Below are 15043 nucleotides of genomic sequence, written 5' to 3'. Positions count from 1 at the left end.
TACGTAGCCTGGCCTGATGAATTATCCGACAGCCTTCTTTTTCTTTCCTTTTATTACGTAACCAATCAAAGCCAATATTACGACGACGGCAGATAATAAATAAACGACCTGGTAGCTAGTGTAAACCGCGAGCAACCCGAGGAAATAGGATCCAATTGCTATTCCCGAATCGTACAAGGTAAAGAAAGTGGCCGTAGCATAACCGCTTCTTGTAACATCAGTGGATTGGACGGCCAACGCCTGCATACTAGGTAGCAGCGTACCATATCCAAGTCCGATGAACGCCCCGGATAATAGAAATACAAACACAGAATGCACATCAGCCAGCAAGAAAAACCCAATTACAAAACAGATGAGTCCGGGGATAATAATATATGCTGGCCCCTTCTCATCAAATATTCTACCGGTATATGGCCGACTGATCAGCATGACCGCTGCATAAACGACAAAAAAGATGCTTGCATATTCCAGTAAACCCCGTTGCTGTGCAAATATCGATAGATAGGACAAGACACTTGCATAAGAAAAAGCGATGACCGCTCCGAATAATGCAACGGGCAATGCTTTTTTCTCAAATAGATCATTTATTGTAATTGTAAATTTACCAGTAGGCCGATGGGAGACCGGTTCAGGAGGTAATGTTAAAGAAGCGAAGGCGCCGATGGCCATCAATATAGTGAGGAGGATGAAGAATGTGTCAAATGAAAAGGACTGAATGATAGTCAATGCAATAAACGGACCAATGACGACAGCTAAATTGAGGGACATAGCAAAATATCCTAACCCTGCACCCCGTCTCGAAGCCGGGACATAATCCGCTGCCAATGAAATTGTCGCAGTCGTCAATATACTAAACCAGATGCCCTGCATAAAACGAATGATCAATAAACCTGGAAAAGCGGAAATCAGATAGTACAAGAACGTACAGCCTACATAAAAAATAAGCCCGATCCATAACATCTTACGTTTACCCATAAACTCCAATATCTTTCCAGTAAACGGGCGAACCAGGATGGCCGAGGCCATGAAAACGGTCATTAATAAGCCGGCCTCCTCGTCCGTTCGGCTAAGCTGTTCTTTCGCATAAAGGGGCAAGACTGTGATCAGCCCATAAAATACGACGAAAATGGACAAATTGGTAGCAAACAGACTGATGAAAGGCTTTGTCCATATCGGTTCTTTATTACTCAAAACGTATCTCAACTTCCTTTCGTCATTTTTTTTAGCAATTTGGACAGCAAAGCTTGCTCTTCGATCGACATCCCTTCCAAAAAACTCTGTTCAAATTGGTGAATGGACTCTTTCACTTTTGGAATTCTGGTTAGGGCCATTTCGGATAATCGCACAATTTTCTCACGTTTATCCTTCCCGGGATGTGTTGTCAGCCATCCGAGTTCTTCTAAACGGAGCACAGTCCGAGTAATGGTCGGTGCCTCCACATTCAAGTATCTCCAGATTTGAGTCAAACTCATCTCGCCATGCTGATCTACGCAAAATAATACTGTCCATTGCGCCGCAAAAAGATCATGGGCTTTTAACGCCTGATTTAATTCCCGGCTGAGCAATCGGGTGTTTTGGAAGAGTTCGTGAAAAAGCGGATTCATATTCCATCTCCTTTTATTTACCTAGGTAACCACTTAAGTATACGCCGATCAAGAAAGATTGTAAAGCCGGTAAGAGCAAAGGGCAGGTCACCTGCCTAGTAGAGGTCCGCACTCTAAAGGTTATCCGTATGCCAAGTTTTTAAAATTGCCTTAACAACAAAAAAGATCATCCATTTTGCGGATGATCCTTACTTTATAATGGGGAATTAACAGGAGTTTTCCACCTGATGGAAACGAATATCGTCACGATCAGCACTATCAGCCCTAGAATGAAAGGATACATGATTTGAACATCGTACAAGACGCCTGCAAGCAATGGACCCAACACATTTCCGATACTCATGTACGCATTATTCATTCCCATGGCAAACCCTTGCTCGGATCCCGCCATTTTGGAAATCAAAGTCGTAAGCACTGGCCGTAATATAGAGGTTGCCAAGAAAATGATCATGGTAACAATGAAAAACAAAAAATAATTCGGCACGATGGTTGAGAGGAAAAAGCCAAATGCGGCCAATGCCAGAAAACCGTTTAACACGTTTCTCTCACCGAAGCGTCGAACAATCCAATCGACTGCAAACAATTGAATGATTACACTGACAATACCCGTCGCAGTAACCATGATCGCAATGTCTTTTGGTGATGCACCGAATTCATTATCCACAAACAGACCAAGGACCGATTCATAGGCCATCAAACCGAAACTCATGACGAGGGTGATCACCAATGGGATGAAGTAAGGTTTTTCAAAAGACTGCATAATTTCTTTCACCATCGGTTCCGGTTTTCCGAGTGGAAGATCAGTTGTCATCGGTTCCATGCTCTCCTGTAAAAGAAGAGCCGAGAATACGACTGCCGCCAATCCGACCAAAGCCGAGACTAACAAGGGGATCTTCAAGCCGAAATCAGCGAGAAACCCGCCAATGCCCGGGCCAATAACAATACCGAGTGACATTGAAGCGGAAATGAAACTATTCCCTTTCGCCCTTTGCTCCATCGTTGTGATATCTGCCACATACGCAAAGATAGCAGGGATCAAGAGCGCTGCCCCTACCCCGCCGATCACTCTAGAAATATATAAAATAAAGATGGAGTCAGAGAAATAAAAGACGAACATGGATAACGCCAAACCGGCAAGCCCAATAATGATCATGATCCTTCTTCCAAATCGATCCGCCCATCTGCCCGCAATCGGTGACATGACCAGCTGGGCTCCCGCAAAAATGGCAATCATCAAGCCGGCAGCCGTCCCCGCTTCACCGATCGATAGCAAATATTGAGGCAAAATCGGAATAATAATACCGAAGCTGCCGACCGCAATAAACATGTTGATCATTAGGATTATCAATTTTTTACGCTGTGCAGATGACACATTCGCACCCTCTTTCAAAAATGTAACCAGACTTTTAATATTAACAATTCCTTGGTTGCTTGTCACCTACTTTTTTTATTTAATCTATTGAAATGGTGAATTAATGGAAAGGAGGATTTGTTAAATGTAATGTGAGGTTGGGTGGGATAGTGAATATTTACGAAAGGTTTGAACGGTGGAGTGAAGTTAATGATCGCTAGTGAGGAGTTTTAAGCGCTTGGTTGAAATTATAAGCTTTGCACGAAGTTATAAGCGCTAGGCCGAAGTTATAAGCGCTGGAACGAAATTATGAGCGCTAGCCTGAAGTTATAAGCGCTCGCACGAATTTATAAGCGCTGGCGTGAACTTATAAGCGCTAGCACGAATTTATAAGCACTGCCGTGAACTTATAAGCGCCTGTACGAACTTAAGTGAAGATTGGAGTTGAAAAGGGCTGTAGACCCCCATACAAAAATCCGCCTCTTTAGCCGTAGCCAAAGAGACGGGTTTACATCATTCTTAATTGTTAGCTGCCGTAATTTTTCCATCTCGCGGCAATGCGAGTCCAACAAGTCCGAGAATCGGTAAAAACGAGATGATGACCATCGTGGTATAGATACCAATATGATCCATCAGAATTCCGATCACCACTGCTCCGATTGCCCCCATGCCGAAAGCCAAGCCGACTGTCAAACCGGCCATCGTGCCGATTTTGCTTGGTACCAGTTCCTGCGCATAGACCACTGTAACAGAGAAACTGAGCATGATGAGAAAACCAATGGCAATTAGTAGGACGATCACCGCCCATAAAGGGACGTATGGCAACAGGATACTAAGCGGGATTGGCACGGCGATGGAAAGGACAATGACGTTCTTACGCCCGATCCGGTCCGCCATCGGACCTCCGAAGAAGGTGCCGACCGCACCAAGCGCCAGGAATAAAAAGATGACCAGCTGGCCCTTGTCAATCGCAAGCCCATATTCTTTCATCAAATGAAATATGTAAAAGTTCGTGATATTCGTCACATAAAAAGAACGGACGAAAATGACGATCAATAGTAATGTCAACGCTATCCCGACTTGCTTCTTCGTTAGGTTGGCCATGGAGGATAATAGAACTTTCTTACGATTATTCAGCTTTTCCTGCTCCAGCTGCCGTTTATACCATGCGGAGATTTTCGTTAGGATAAAAATAGCAATGGCCGCCACTACCATGAATAAGGCTGCCCCTTTTTGACCGAGCGGAACCAAGATGAATGCGCTGATCAGGGGCGCCAATGCCTGTCCGGTATTCCCGCCCACCTGATAGATCGATTGGGAAAGCCCGCGTTTCGATCCAGCTGCCATAAAGGAAACCCGGGAGCCTTCCGGATGAAATACTGCGGAACCGAACCCAAGAAATATAACTGCCAAGAGGATCATCCAGTACTCGGGTGCAAAGGCCAGCGCTCCGATGCCGACAAAGGAGAATGTCATCCCGATCGGCAGCGCATAAGGCCGGGGCTTCCGGTCACTAAAATAACCGACGACCGGCTGCAACACGGATGCCACCATATTCAACGCGAACGAAATGAATCCGAGTTGGGTGAACGTCAGACCTCTCGCTTTCTCTAAAACCGGGAACATGGCAGGAATGACAGATTGGAGTGAATCATTCAGTAAATGCACACCGCCAATCGCAAACATGATCGGATAGACGGGGTTACCGAGTTTATTGCTTTCTTTACTTGTTGTCATTTGATACCCCACACTCTTTCTTCAATCTAAAGATACAGTAGATTCAGTATACCGTATTTTTTAGAATTGCAGGGCATTTTTGGCTTATTCTAGCTTTAGAATGCTAATGATTACGATATTGGAGCCTGGCTCGTCTGATAGAGGGTGCTGCAACCATTAAGCTTGTTGTCATACCGACAGACAACACGGTTGTTATCGACAAGAGAATGGAGACCGATTGAAGAACATAACTCCCGATTGTGACGATCAGGATATCAAAACAGAAAATCATGATTCCGGCATTCATTCTCAATCTTTTAGCCATCATCTGCGCTAAGAGGTCGGTCCCTCCGAGGCTAATATCCGCACGAAGCATAAAGCCAATCCCGATACCTATCACAATGCCCCCACCTATTGCACTAAATAAAGGGGATGGAATCCATATCCCGCCCAACTGATGAAGCGGATGCAACAAATCGATAATGAGCGAAGAAAGCAACATTCCATGGATACCATTGTAAAAAAACGGACGATAAAACATCCACGCCAAGAAGAAAATAGGTAGACTGATCACCAAAAAAGTCAGCCCCACTTTCACATCGAATAGATAGTGGAAGATGAGACTGATACCGAGCGCCCCGCCCTCCAACAAGCCAAAAGGCACAAGAAAGAAGTTGATGCCGATCGCAACAAAGAGGCTGCCAATCATAATCCGAATCGCTTTCTGTATAAAGTACACGGAACCCCACCTAGCATTTCAACTTTCTAATGTATATGTGAGGCCCTTCATTTTCTTTACTAGTGGCTGAAATCACTTTTGTAACAATTCAATGAAATCATGAAGTTTGGTTACGTCCGTCAAGCTTTCATCATACTTCATTCCTACATAAAAAATTCTTAAAGCCCCCTTCGGATTGTGGAACGGAGGGGGCCGTTACTCCTCAATTATGCACGAAACCAATTTCCGACGAACGGGTAATTATATGTTTCCCCTTGTAACGACTTCACGATTCCGATGATCGGAATGATCACAGTCATGAGACCGAAAATAATGAGCATCGGAATACCGATCAGCACAACGATAAGCAAAACGGACAGGAAGATTAACGCCCCCATAACCAATTGGAATAACAAGGCCTGGACGGCTAACCGCTTGACCTCCTCATCATCAATGATTAGAAATACAATGAACGGGACCAAAAATGGAGCGAAGAAAGCGCTAGCATGAACCAATACTTTCAAACCTGTTTTTTCCATTCCAGACACCTCCACTATCTGATTGTAAGCTTCACCGGATAATAGCATCTTTGCCAACCTTATATTTTTAATATATCGTTATTTTTCTGTGTATAATCGAGTTTCATCTGTTCCAATTCAATTTTCATTTTTTCGGTTTCAATGATGAAGTTCTGTTGTTTCAATTGCTCCAACTCAATTTCGTCCCGGACCATTTCCGCTTTCATTTTTAACGTCTTCCTTTTGTAGTCCGTAACGATGGCCGTAATCGGGACAGCCATGACGACCGTCACAATGCCTAGTACAAATAACATCATTGCCCCTCCCTTCATCTTATCTATGCAGTTCCCAATAGTCCCTATATATACGAATTACCAAGATGAAAGTTTCATGATTGCTTTGAAAAAAATTCCTGAATCTAAAATTGAAAAACGACATGACGTGGTGTACATATCTTACGGTCCCCTCCTGCGTATACTAGAAAAAAGGATGGGGGGATGACTATGAAGACAAGAGCGGTTTTGCTCATAGCACTTATGATCAGCGGCGCCTATATGATGATACAATCCTATCAAGACGAATCAGAGAGAGGTTCTACGCAATTTCTCTCTCAATGGCACAAACCTTTCAATTCACTGACCTTTTCCAAACCGGCTATTTCCGGGTTTTCCTCAGACACTTGGGTTGTCGATGACCCGGAAGAGATTGAGGCTCTCCTTCTGTTTTTAGAGCATTACCACGTCCGAAAATTAAAACCGGAAGAGATTGACATCACGGATGATATAGATCACTTCAGCATACGTCTTCAAGATGAGGAAGACAACTCAATTTTGATTATTATCAACGAAAATTTAATCATCCAAAATTCTTCCTTGTATTACGAAATTGTCGATGGTCCGCTTGACAAGGACTGGCTTGTTCAGTTCATCTTGAATAATCATTTGTAAGGAGTACTTTTGGAGCCAATCCTCCTTTCATTGGAATATCATTACAACGGAATGCTATTCTATACACAGACTATAAGTAGAAACGGGGAGATCCATTGTGAAAACTTTGCCACACCGTTCTGAAGTAAATGAAAAGGAAACGTGGAACTTAGGGGATTTATTCAAAACGGAAGAGGATTATGAACAGGCCATTGCCGAGTTGGAACAGGAAGTTGTTCAATTTGAAGAACAATTCAAAGGGAAAATTACCGATCCATCGTCGGTCAATGAAGCACTGCATGGTTATCGTACCATCATGGAGAAATTCATCCCGGCGGCCACTTACGCAAGCTTGGCAACCACCGTAGACCAATCGGATGATGAAGCCCAAATGCGGGAGAGCAAGTTTGGAACATTCGCAGCCAAGCTAAGCGGCATCTTGTCCTTCGTCAGCAGTGAGTTATCCGCATTGCCGACTGAAATCTTGCAAGAAGCCGCCTCCCGATCAGAAGGACATGCAAGATATTTGAATCAAATCATCCGAAAAAAGCCGCACCAATTGCATCCAGAGGCCGAAAAGGCACTCGCCGCCTTTTCGGCAACGTTCAATGCGCCCTACAGTTTATATCATGTGACGAAATTAGTCGATATATCATTCGATGATTTCACAGTGGGCGGGAAATCGTATCCACTCAGTTATGTCACCTTTGAAGGAGGATGGGAATCTGAACCCGACACGACAAAGCGGCGGGCGGCCTTTGATGCTTTTTCAGCCAAATTAAAAGATTATCAACATACGACTGCCAAAACGTATGATATGCACGTCCAGATGGAAAAGACGACAGCTGACTTGCGTGGCTATGAAACGATATTTGATTACTTGCTGGTTGATCAGGAAGTGGATCGGTCTATGTACAACCGACAAATCGACTTAATAATGAAAGAATTAGCTCCCCATATGCGGAAATACGCCAAATTACTGCAAAAGGTCCATCGCTTGGAAACGATGACGTTTGCCGATTTGAAAATTCCGCTCGATCCGACGTATGAACCGAAAATTACATTTGAGGAATCGAAACAGTATATTCAAGAAGCTCTCTCGATGATGGGAGATGATTATTTGGCCATGGTGGACAGGGCATACGAAGATCGCTGGATAGACTATTCCCAAAACCTTGGCAAATCGACGGGCGCTTTTTGTTCCAGTCCTTATGGCAATCATTCCTATATTTTAATTTCATGGACAGGAAGCATGGAAGATGTGTTCGTCCTGGCCCATGAATTGGGACACGCAGGCCATTTCCATTACACCAACAGCAATCAAAACATTTTCAATGCGGATCCTTCCCTTTATTTCATCGAGGCACCTTCCACGATGAATGAGATGCTCATGGCGAACCATCTACTGCAAAACTCGGAAGATCCGAAGTTCAAACGATGGGTCATTTCATCCATCGTGTCCCGGACGTATTATCATAACTTTGTCACCCACTTGCTGGAGGCAGCGTACCAACGGAAAGTGTATGACCGGGTCGATGCAGGAGGCAATGTCAATGCAACGATCTTGAACCGGTACAAACGCGAAGTGCTGGAGGAATTCTGGGGCGATACCGTGGATATCAATGAAGGGGCCGAGTTGACATGGATGAGGCAGCCACATTATTATATGGGGCTTTACCCGTACACATATAGTGCGGGTTTGACGATTTCGACGCAAGTGTCCGAGCGCATCTTGCTAGAAGGACAACCTGCCGTGGAAGAGTGGCTAAACGTGTTGAAAGCCGGAGGAACCAAATCCCCTGCGGAGCTGTCCCGAATGGCGGGAGTGGATATCACAACGGATGAACCATTGCGGAAGACGATTGCCCATATAGGAGCGTTAATTGACGAATTAATTGAACTAACGGAGCAGATCGGAGCCGATTGAAGCAATTTAGAATGGAAGAGGGGCTATCCGTATTCGGACAGCCCCCTCTTCATTCCTTCTTTTTCTCGACGTAATAAATATTCTCCGTACGGATAACCTCAGCAAACTCCTTTGACTGGATGACCTCCGCCAAATCCTTCACGTAAGGAGCGTCCTCATTTTCTGTTGCCACAACAAAGATATTCTTGAATTGATCCGGCACCTCTTCCAGCGCCAAAGCTTCCTTCAAATCCAAGTCCGAGGAAATGGCCATAGCCCCCGGAATGACCGATAGTTCAGCACTTTGCAGGGCAACCGGCAATTGATTGAGCAAAATCGGTTGGATCTGCAAATCCTTTGGATTATCCACAATATCTTCTTCAGTCGCCTTGGACGCGTCCACCGCCGCATCCAAGGCAATCAAACCGGCTTCCTGCAGCATTCCCAATGCCACAGGTAGATTCACCGGATCATTCGGCACCGTGAGGGTCGCCCCCTCCTCGATTTCGTCCAACGAATCGTATACTTCGGAGAACAAGCCGATTGGTTCGGTTGGCACATCAATCACCGCCGACAGCGGCAGGCCTTTGTCCCGTTTCAAATTGTCCAAAAAGGCCTCATGCTGAAAGAGATTCAAATCGATTTCTCCGGCGAGCAAGTCATCATTCAACTCATCGATATCTTTGTACTCAAAGAAGCTTACTTGATATCCCTTCTCTTTTAGCCCTGGAATGACCGCTTTTTTCAACAGAAAATTAAATGACCCGCCGGTTGTGCCGATCAACAACGTCTTGTCATCTTGCGCGGCGTTTTTACCGTTGCATGCACCCAATGACGCCAATAACAAAATCATAATCAATAATAAGGCAGTTCTTTTCATCATTCATCCGCTCTCCTATTCTCGTCCACTCTTCAGTGAAACCGTGAAGAAAAATTGATGCACTTTGTGTATGTTTTTCATACTTCCATGAGTCAGTATACTATATTTTCTCATTTACCGACATCTTTCAACGACAGAAAAACCATCCACCTCATTTTTGGGAGAGGGGATGGTTTTCCAAGTTCATTTAGGATTCGAGGTTTCAAGGTTTCGAGCTGATGATTACTGCATCCAAGCCGGTTTACCGAATCCTTGGAAATCGGAGTCGATCACTTCTTCGAATTTATCCGATTCTACAATCTCGATAATATCTTTCGCAAATTGCTTGTCTTTGTTATCTGTTTTCACAGCAACCACGTTACGGAATTGATCCGGCATGTCTTCCAACGCAAGTGCGTCCAATAAGTTCATGTTGGCAGCCAACGCGAAGTTTCCTGGAACCGCTGCAAGATCCGCTCCTTCTACTGAACGTGGCAACTGTCCAGCTTCGATCGGTTGGATGACCAAGTTCTTTGGATTTTCAACTACGTCTTTTTCAGATGCTTTCAACGGCTCGACGTCCGGATTCATTTTAATCAGGCCGTTCGCTTCAAGCACAAGCAATGTTCTCGCTGCATTGACCGGGTCATTCGGGATCGTAATGGAAGCACCATCTTCCACTTCATCCAGTGACTTATATTTATTTGAATAAATACCGAGTGGAGCCGTTGGAACAACAATCAAATCCGTCAAATCCATATTGTTTTCTTTCGAGAAATTTTCCAAGTAGACGATATGCTGGAACAAGTTAGCGTCAATATCGCCGCTATCCAACGCATTGTTCGGCTGGATATAGTCGCTAAATTCCACAATCTCCACTTCATAACCTTTTTCTTCCAGACCTGGAGTAATCGCTTTTTTCAACATATCGCTATACGGTCCCGCAGTAGCACCGAATTTCAACGTTTTCTTTTCCTCTGTAGCCGTAGTGTCTTCCGCCTTTTCTTTCCCACCACAAGCGGCGAGGGCTGCAGCCAATACAACGGCAAGAAGCGTCAATACAAATTTTCTCATTTTCTTCTCTCCTCAATTATCGTTTATCTATAGCTTTTGAAACCCGATCTCCCGTAAATTGAATTAACTGTACTAAAATGATAAGTATAGCAACTGTTACCACCATGATGGTGTTATCATAACGATAATAACCGAACCGGATGGCCAGATCCCCGATTCCCCCGCCCCCGACAAAACCTGCCATGGCCGAGTAGGCTACCAGACTGATAACTGTCAATGTAACACCTTGGACAATGCTCGACTTGGCTTCGGGCAATAGAACATTGCGGATGATCATCCACGGAGAAGCCCCAATAGCGATTGCAGCCTCAATGACTCCCTTGTCAATCTCCCTCATGGATGTTTCCACAATCCTTGCAAAAAACGGAATGGCCGCCGCCGACAAGGAAACACTCGCAGCTGCCGGGCCGATTGTGCTGCCGACAATCAGTTTAGTCAATGGTATCAAGGCGACCAGCAAAATGATGAACGGAATTGACCGCACCATATTGACAATAAAACCAAAGAAGGAATTAATCAGTGCATTCTCCAAGAACAGTCCACGATCCGTTATAAAGAGCAGAATGCCCAAAGGCAGCCCGATGACAATCGCTATTGCTAATGAAATGCCAATCATATACAGAGTTTCACCAAAAGCTTTCGTGATATCTGGTATCAATTCAACAATATGTACCATATCAATTCCCATTGTCAATCACCTCCACAATCGCTTCTTGTCCAACCATATAATCGATCGCTTTTTGAATTTCCTGCGGATCTCCTTGTAATTCCATTAAAAACGTGCCAAGCGGGCTTTCCTGAATATATTCGATAGAACCGTGCAAGAAATTCCCCTTTACATTGAAATGCTGCATCGTATCGGAAATAACACTCTTTACGGCGACATCTCCTTTAAATATCACTTTCACCAATGTTCCGGTGCACGTCTCTAAAATGGCATCCGGCACATCGAACGAAACGACACTGCTGATGAACTCTTTCGTCAACGGCTGTTTCGGATCGGAGAAAATATCATATACTTGTCCTTCTTCAATCACTTTCCCGTCCTGCATGATCGCCATCCGATCGCAAATCTCTTTTACAACGTTCATTTCGTGAGTTATCAAAACGATCGTAATTTTTAATTCACGATTGATCTTCTTGAGCAACCGTAATATTGACGTTGTCGTATTCGGGTCTAGGGCGGATGTCGCTTCATCACAAAGTAACACGGATGGATTATTGGCCAATGCACGGGCGATTCCGACCCGCTGTTTCTGTCCGCCACTTAACTGCGCGGGGTACACATTCCGTTTGTCAGCCAGACCTACCATTTCGAGCAATTCTGTAACTCGTGCCTCCACTTGATTCGCCGGCATTTTGGCTGCATGCAGGGCAAAGGCGATATTTTCAAAGACCGTTTTTTGACTGATAAGGTAAAAATGTTGAAAGATCATTCCGATTTTCAAACGGGCTTGGCGCAAGGCTCTCCCCTTCAACTTGATTAAATTCAAGTCATCGACTAAGACTGTGCCACTCGTCGGCTTTTCCAATAAATTCATACAACGGAGCAATGAGCTTTTCCCTGCGCCTGAATAACCGACAATGCCAAAAATCTCGCCTGTATGGATTTCGAGCGTGACATTGTCTACACCTTTCACGATGCCACCCTTTGTCTTGTATTCTTTTGAAAGATTTTTGATCTGGATCATTGGCTCTCCTCTTTCTACAAATCAACGGGTATCCAATTATCCGCTGAATAAATATAAAAAACCTCTTCCATTTTCATCAATGAAAGAAGCACTGAACAATATCAGCTTATCTCTCAGAATGAAAATCCACTCTGTAGGACTTGGCACCTTCCTTGTATACAAGGGGTTGCTGGACGTCATCGGGCCTTTCCCTCGGTCGCTCTGGATAAGAGTAATTATTTAATTTTTTTGACCTTAGATTAGCTTATATTTATTTAAACAATTAGTCAAGCTTATTCGACAATTTTCGCTAGTTTGCAGATAGTCCCGCATTATATGTATACTATTCTTTAAACAGATGATTGAGAAAAGAGGAAAACCAAATGGCGATTTCAAATCGATTGCAAGCGTTACCCCCACACTTTTTCACAACATTGATCGGCAAAGTTGAGGCTGCTATGGCAGAAGGCCGAGATGTCATCAATCTAGGCCGCGGAAATCCAGATCAACCGACTCCCCCGCATATTGTCAAGGCGTTGCAACAAGCGGTGGAAGACCCTGCCACCCATGGGTATTCCCCATTCAGAGGAACTAAAGAATTACGTCAGGCGGCTGCCGACTATTATCAACGGGAGTTTGGCGTGACCGTCGATCCTGAAACCGAAGTGGCTGTCCTTGGCGGCACAAAAATCGGTGTCGTCGAACTGCCGCTTGCGATTCTGAATGAAGGCGAATTATTGCTTCTTCCCGATCCCGGATATCCGGATTACTTGTCGGGTGTAAGCCTGGCTGATATCCGGTATGAAACGATGCCGCTTCTCGAGGAAAACGGATTTTTTCCTGACTATACTGCACTTTCCGATAGACAAAAACAGGAAGCAAAATTGATGTATTTGAATTATCCAAGCAACCCGACAGGCGTGACCGCCACCCTCCCATTTTTTGAAGAGACGGTCGCCTTTGCCAAAGAACATGGCATTTACGTATTGCAAGACTTCGCTTATGGCGCCATCGGATTTGACGGCAAAAAGCCGATTAGCTTTCTGCAAGCGGAAGGAGCAAAAGACGTCGGCATCGAAATGCTCTCTCTTTCCAAAATGTACAATATGGCTGGATGGAGGGTCGGATTCGCGGTTGGAAATGCGGAAATTGTGGAAGCGATCAACTTGTTGCAAGATCATTTATTCACCAGCGTCTTCCCTGCTGTCCAACGAGCGGCCATCACCGCGTTGACAGACAGTCAACAATGCGTGGAAGATTTAGTTGCACTCTATGAAAGCCGACGGAATGTCCTCGTTGCGGAATGCCGACGGATCGGATGGGACATCACCCCGCCAACGGGCTCATTCTTTGGCTGGCTACCAGTTCCGGAAGGCTTCACTAGTGAGGAATTCGCAGATCTACTGCTTTCGAAAGCGAATGTCGCCGTATCACCGGGGAATGGCTTCGGAGAGCACGGAGAAGGATATGTCCGTGTCGGATTATTGGAAAGCGAAAAGCGGATCAGGGAAGCAATTGCCCGAATTGAACAACTTGGCATCTTTTCTAAATAAAATACGACTGACGAATTCGTTTGATTCGTCAGTCTTTTCATTTTCCTCCATCCAATCGGTCAACCAGTTTTTCCAATAGTTTGTTGAGTGTATCAATATCTGGATTACATTGCTTATTTTGATCATCTTCTTTTTTCAATTGATCAATTTGCTGTTGAAGTTTTTCAAATTGTTGTTGCTGTTGTGCCTCTGCAGCCTTAGCCTCTGCTTTTTTCAATTCATCTATTTGCTGCTGGAGATTTCCAAATTGTTGTTGCTGTTGTGCATTTGCAGCTTTAGCCTCTTCTATTGCAACCGCCGCTGCTATTGTCGATATGGCATCTCCGATTGTAGCTATCAGCGATCCAACAAACGCAAGCTTTGCGGCCACTTCCACCGATCCTTCATCGGGCGGCATGCTGTTGTTATTAAGCGGCATGTTATTATGAAACGGCATGCTATTGTTATTAAATGGTGGCTGTCGGAACACACTATCCGCTCCTTACTTCTTACATTTCCGGTTCACTCTTACTATATGTAAAACCGGGCTTCCCGGGAACCTTGGACGAAGGACAGCTACGCTTATGAGCGGTTGGGAGGCAATATGAGCGCTGGCCGTACGTTATGAGCGGTCCCTCTCCTGCTCCCACGAATCAGCTGGGCCAGACGAACAAGAAAGAGGCTGCCCAGTAATTTGGACAGCCTCTACCAGTTATGTACACAACTTCACCAGATCACCGGTTTTTGCACCATCAGCCAAAGCATGATGAGTAGCAGGCCGATGTACATCCAGGAAGTGGTCATTAGGCGACTCAGGACTTGATGCTTATCCGCCGCTTGATGGAAATTTTTCAAAACGTTGGTGAAGCCTTTTGCCAAAAAGACTGCAGACAGCAACATGATCGCTAATGTCATAACTACCCAGGATGTATACCACAGCCAAGGTCCGATGATCAGCAAAACGGTACCCGTGAAAACTAACATATGCCCTGCATGCATAACCATCCGTATAATCGCACGGATTATGGACAGGTAAGCGGATTCGGCATCCGGATTAGCTTTACGTAAGCGTCGGATAATCGGCATCAAGACGAATAGGGGACCGATTGAAAGGATCGCGCTAAATACATGCAGGTACACAAAGATACTATAGACGCCGACTTTCATAC

The 15043-nt window shown here is 44.8% G+C and carries 16 protein-coding genes and 1 riboswitch; of the genes, 3 read left to right on the top strand and 13 right to left on the bottom strand.

All coding sequences use genetic code 11. The annotated features are described in order from the left end of the window. Positions 1-21: 21 nt before the first annotated feature. From AB1K83_RS04015 to AB1K83_RS03985, 7 genes are all read right to left on the bottom strand, one after another. A complete protein-coding gene (locus tag AB1K83_RS04015) occupies positions 22-1191 on the bottom strand; it encodes an MFS transporter (protein WP_413056862.1) in 1170 nt (389 codons plus the stop codon). An 8-nt stretch (positions 1192-1199) separates the two neighbouring features. After that, the gene (locus tag AB1K83_RS04010; RefSeq protein WP_413056861.1) at positions 1200-1604 is read right to left on the bottom strand and encodes a MarR family winged helix-turn-helix transcriptional regulator; all 405 of its coding nucleotides are present in this window, start codon (positions 1602-1604) and stop codon (positions 1200-1202) included. A gap of 193 nt (positions 1605-1797) precedes the next feature. Continuing rightward, positions 1798-2976 (bottom strand): MFS transporter, encoded by a 1179-nt coding sequence (locus AB1K83_RS04005; protein WP_413056860.1) that lies wholly within the window; start codon positions 2974-2976, stop codon positions 1798-1800. 498 nt (positions 2977-3474) lie between these two features. Further along, on the bottom strand, positions 3475-4692 hold the full coding sequence (locus AB1K83_RS04000; RefSeq protein ID WP_413056859.1) for an MFS transporter: 1218 nt from the start codon (positions 4690-4692) through the stop codon (positions 3475-3477). A gap of 103 nt (positions 4693-4795) precedes the next feature. Further along, on the bottom strand, positions 4796-5410 hold the full coding sequence (locus AB1K83_RS03995; protein WP_413056858.1) for a YitT family protein: 615 nt from the start codon (positions 5408-5410) through the stop codon (positions 4796-4798). 206 nt (positions 5411-5616) lie between these two features. Continuing rightward, complete coding sequence (locus AB1K83_RS03990; protein WP_413056857.1) at positions 5617-5928, bottom strand: DUF4870 domain-containing protein; 312 nt, start codon at positions 5926-5928, stop codon at positions 5617-5619. A gap of 59 nt (positions 5929-5987) precedes the next feature. Continuing rightward, the gene (locus AB1K83_RS03985; RefSeq protein WP_413056856.1) at positions 5988-6224 is read right to left on the bottom strand and encodes a hypothetical protein; all 237 of its coding nucleotides are present in this window, start codon (positions 6222-6224) and stop codon (positions 5988-5990) included. Positions 6225-6410: 186 nt separating this feature from the next. On the opposite strand from AB1K83_RS03985, the gene AB1K83_RS03980 reads away from it, so the two are divergent. Continuing rightward, positions 6411-6854, top strand: a complete 444-nt coding sequence (locus AB1K83_RS03980) for a hypothetical protein (RefSeq protein ID WP_413056855.1) — start codon at positions 6411-6413, stop codon at positions 6852-6854. Between the two features lie 94 nt (positions 6855-6948). Continuing rightward, on the top strand, positions 6949-8760 hold the full coding sequence (gene pepF / locus AB1K83_RS03975) for an oligoendopeptidase F (protein WP_413057080.1): 1812 nt from the start codon (positions 6949-6951) through the stop codon (positions 8758-8760). A gap of 49 nt (positions 8761-8809) precedes the next feature. Here pepF and AB1K83_RS03970 read toward each other — a convergent pair whose 3' ends face one another. The 4 genes from AB1K83_RS03970 to AB1K83_RS03955 all read right to left on the bottom strand — a co-directional run bounded on the left by AB1K83_RS03970 (position 8810) and on the right by AB1K83_RS03955 (position 12363). Then, a complete protein-coding gene (locus tag AB1K83_RS03970) occupies positions 8810-9622 on the bottom strand; it encodes a MetQ/NlpA family ABC transporter substrate-binding protein (RefSeq protein WP_413056854.1) in 813 nt (270 codons plus the stop codon). Positions 9623-9841: 219 nt separating this feature from the next. Further along, on the bottom strand, positions 9842-10672 hold the full coding sequence (locus AB1K83_RS03965) for a MetQ/NlpA family ABC transporter substrate-binding protein (protein ID WP_413056853.1): 831 nt from the start codon (positions 10670-10672) through the stop codon (positions 9842-9844). 16 nt (positions 10673-10688) lie between these two features. Next, positions 10689-11360, bottom strand: a complete 672-nt coding sequence (locus tag AB1K83_RS03960) for a methionine ABC transporter permease (RefSeq protein ID WP_413056852.1) — start codon at positions 11358-11360, stop codon at positions 10689-10691. Continuing rightward, positions 11350-12363, bottom strand: a complete 1014-nt coding sequence (locus tag AB1K83_RS03955; RefSeq protein WP_413056851.1) for a methionine ABC transporter ATP-binding protein — start codon at positions 12361-12363, stop codon at positions 11350-11352. The genes AB1K83_RS03960 and AB1K83_RS03955 overlap by 11 nt, the downstream gene beginning before the upstream one ends. Before the next feature lie 103 nt (positions 12364-12466). Continuing rightward, positions 12467-12575, bottom strand: a riboswitch (SAM riboswitch). 150 nt (positions 12576-12725) lie between these two features. Between AB1K83_RS03955 and AB1K83_RS03950 the strand changes: the two genes are divergently transcribed. Then, a complete protein-coding gene (locus AB1K83_RS03950) occupies positions 12726-13895 on the top strand; it encodes a pyridoxal phosphate-dependent aminotransferase (protein WP_413056850.1) in 1170 nt (389 codons plus the stop codon). A gap of 37 nt (positions 13896-13932) precedes the next feature. On the opposite strand, the gene AB1K83_RS03945 is transcribed toward AB1K83_RS03950, so the two are convergent. Continuing rightward, a complete protein-coding gene (locus AB1K83_RS03945; RefSeq protein WP_413056849.1) occupies positions 13933-14364 on the bottom strand; it encodes a hypothetical protein in 432 nt (143 codons plus the stop codon). Between the two features lie 236 nt (positions 14365-14600). Beyond that, a complete protein-coding gene (locus AB1K83_RS03940) occupies positions 14601-15041 on the bottom strand; it encodes a DUF2269 family protein (protein ID WP_413056848.1) in 441 nt (146 codons plus the stop codon). Positions 15042-15043: the final 2 nt, after the last annotated feature.

It is taken from the genome of Sporosarcina sp. 179-K 3D1 HS (assembly GCF_047228905.1).
Lineage (GTDB): Bacteria > Bacillota > Bacilli > Bacillales_A > Planococcaceae > Sporosarcina.
This window is presented reverse-complemented; position numbering and strand designations above follow the sequence as displayed.

Bases quoted from the DNA above. Each gene is read 5' to 3' on its own strand.
- AB1K83_RS04010 (WP_413056861.1), bottom strand. From the start codon at position 1,604: ATGAATCCGCTTTTTCACGAACTCTTCCAAAACACCCGATTGCTCAGC.
- AB1K83_RS04000 (WP_413056859.1), bottom strand. From the start codon at position 4,692: ATGACAACAAGTAAAGAAAGCAATAAACTCGGTAACCCCGTCTATCCG.
- AB1K83_RS03990 (WP_413056857.1), bottom strand. From the start codon at position 5,928: ATGGAAAAAACAGGTTTGAAAGTATTGGTTCATGCTAGCGCTTTCTTC.
- AB1K83_RS03985 (WP_413056856.1), bottom strand. From the start codon at position 6,224: ATGATGTTATTTGTACTAGGCATTGTGACGGTCGTCATGGCTGTCCCG.
- AB1K83_RS03980 (WP_413056855.1), top strand. From the start codon at position 6,411: ATGAAGACAAGAGCGGTTTTGCTCATAGCACTTATGATCAGCGGCGCC.
- AB1K83_RS03970 (WP_413056854.1), bottom strand. From the start codon at position 9,622: ATGATGAAAAGAACTGCCTTATTATTGATTATGATTTTGTTATTGGCG.
- AB1K83_RS03965 (WP_413056853.1), bottom strand. From the start codon at position 10,672: ATGAGAAAATTTGTATTGACGCTTCTTGCCGTTGTATTGGCTGCAGCC.
- AB1K83_RS03960 (WP_413056852.1), bottom strand. From the start codon at position 11,360: ATGGGAATTGATATGGTACATATTGTTGAATTGATACCAGATATCACG.
- AB1K83_RS03955 (WP_413056851.1), bottom strand. From the start codon at position 12,363: ATGATCCAGATCAAAAATCTTTCAAAAGAATACAAGACAAAGGGTGGC.
- AB1K83_RS03950 (WP_413056850.1), top strand. From the start codon at position 12,726: ATGGCGATTTCAAATCGATTGCAAGCGTTACCCCCACACTTTTTCACA.
- AB1K83_RS03940 (WP_413056848.1), bottom strand. From the start codon at position 15,041: ATGAAAGTCGGCGTCTATAGTATCTTTGTGTACCTGCATGTATTTAGC.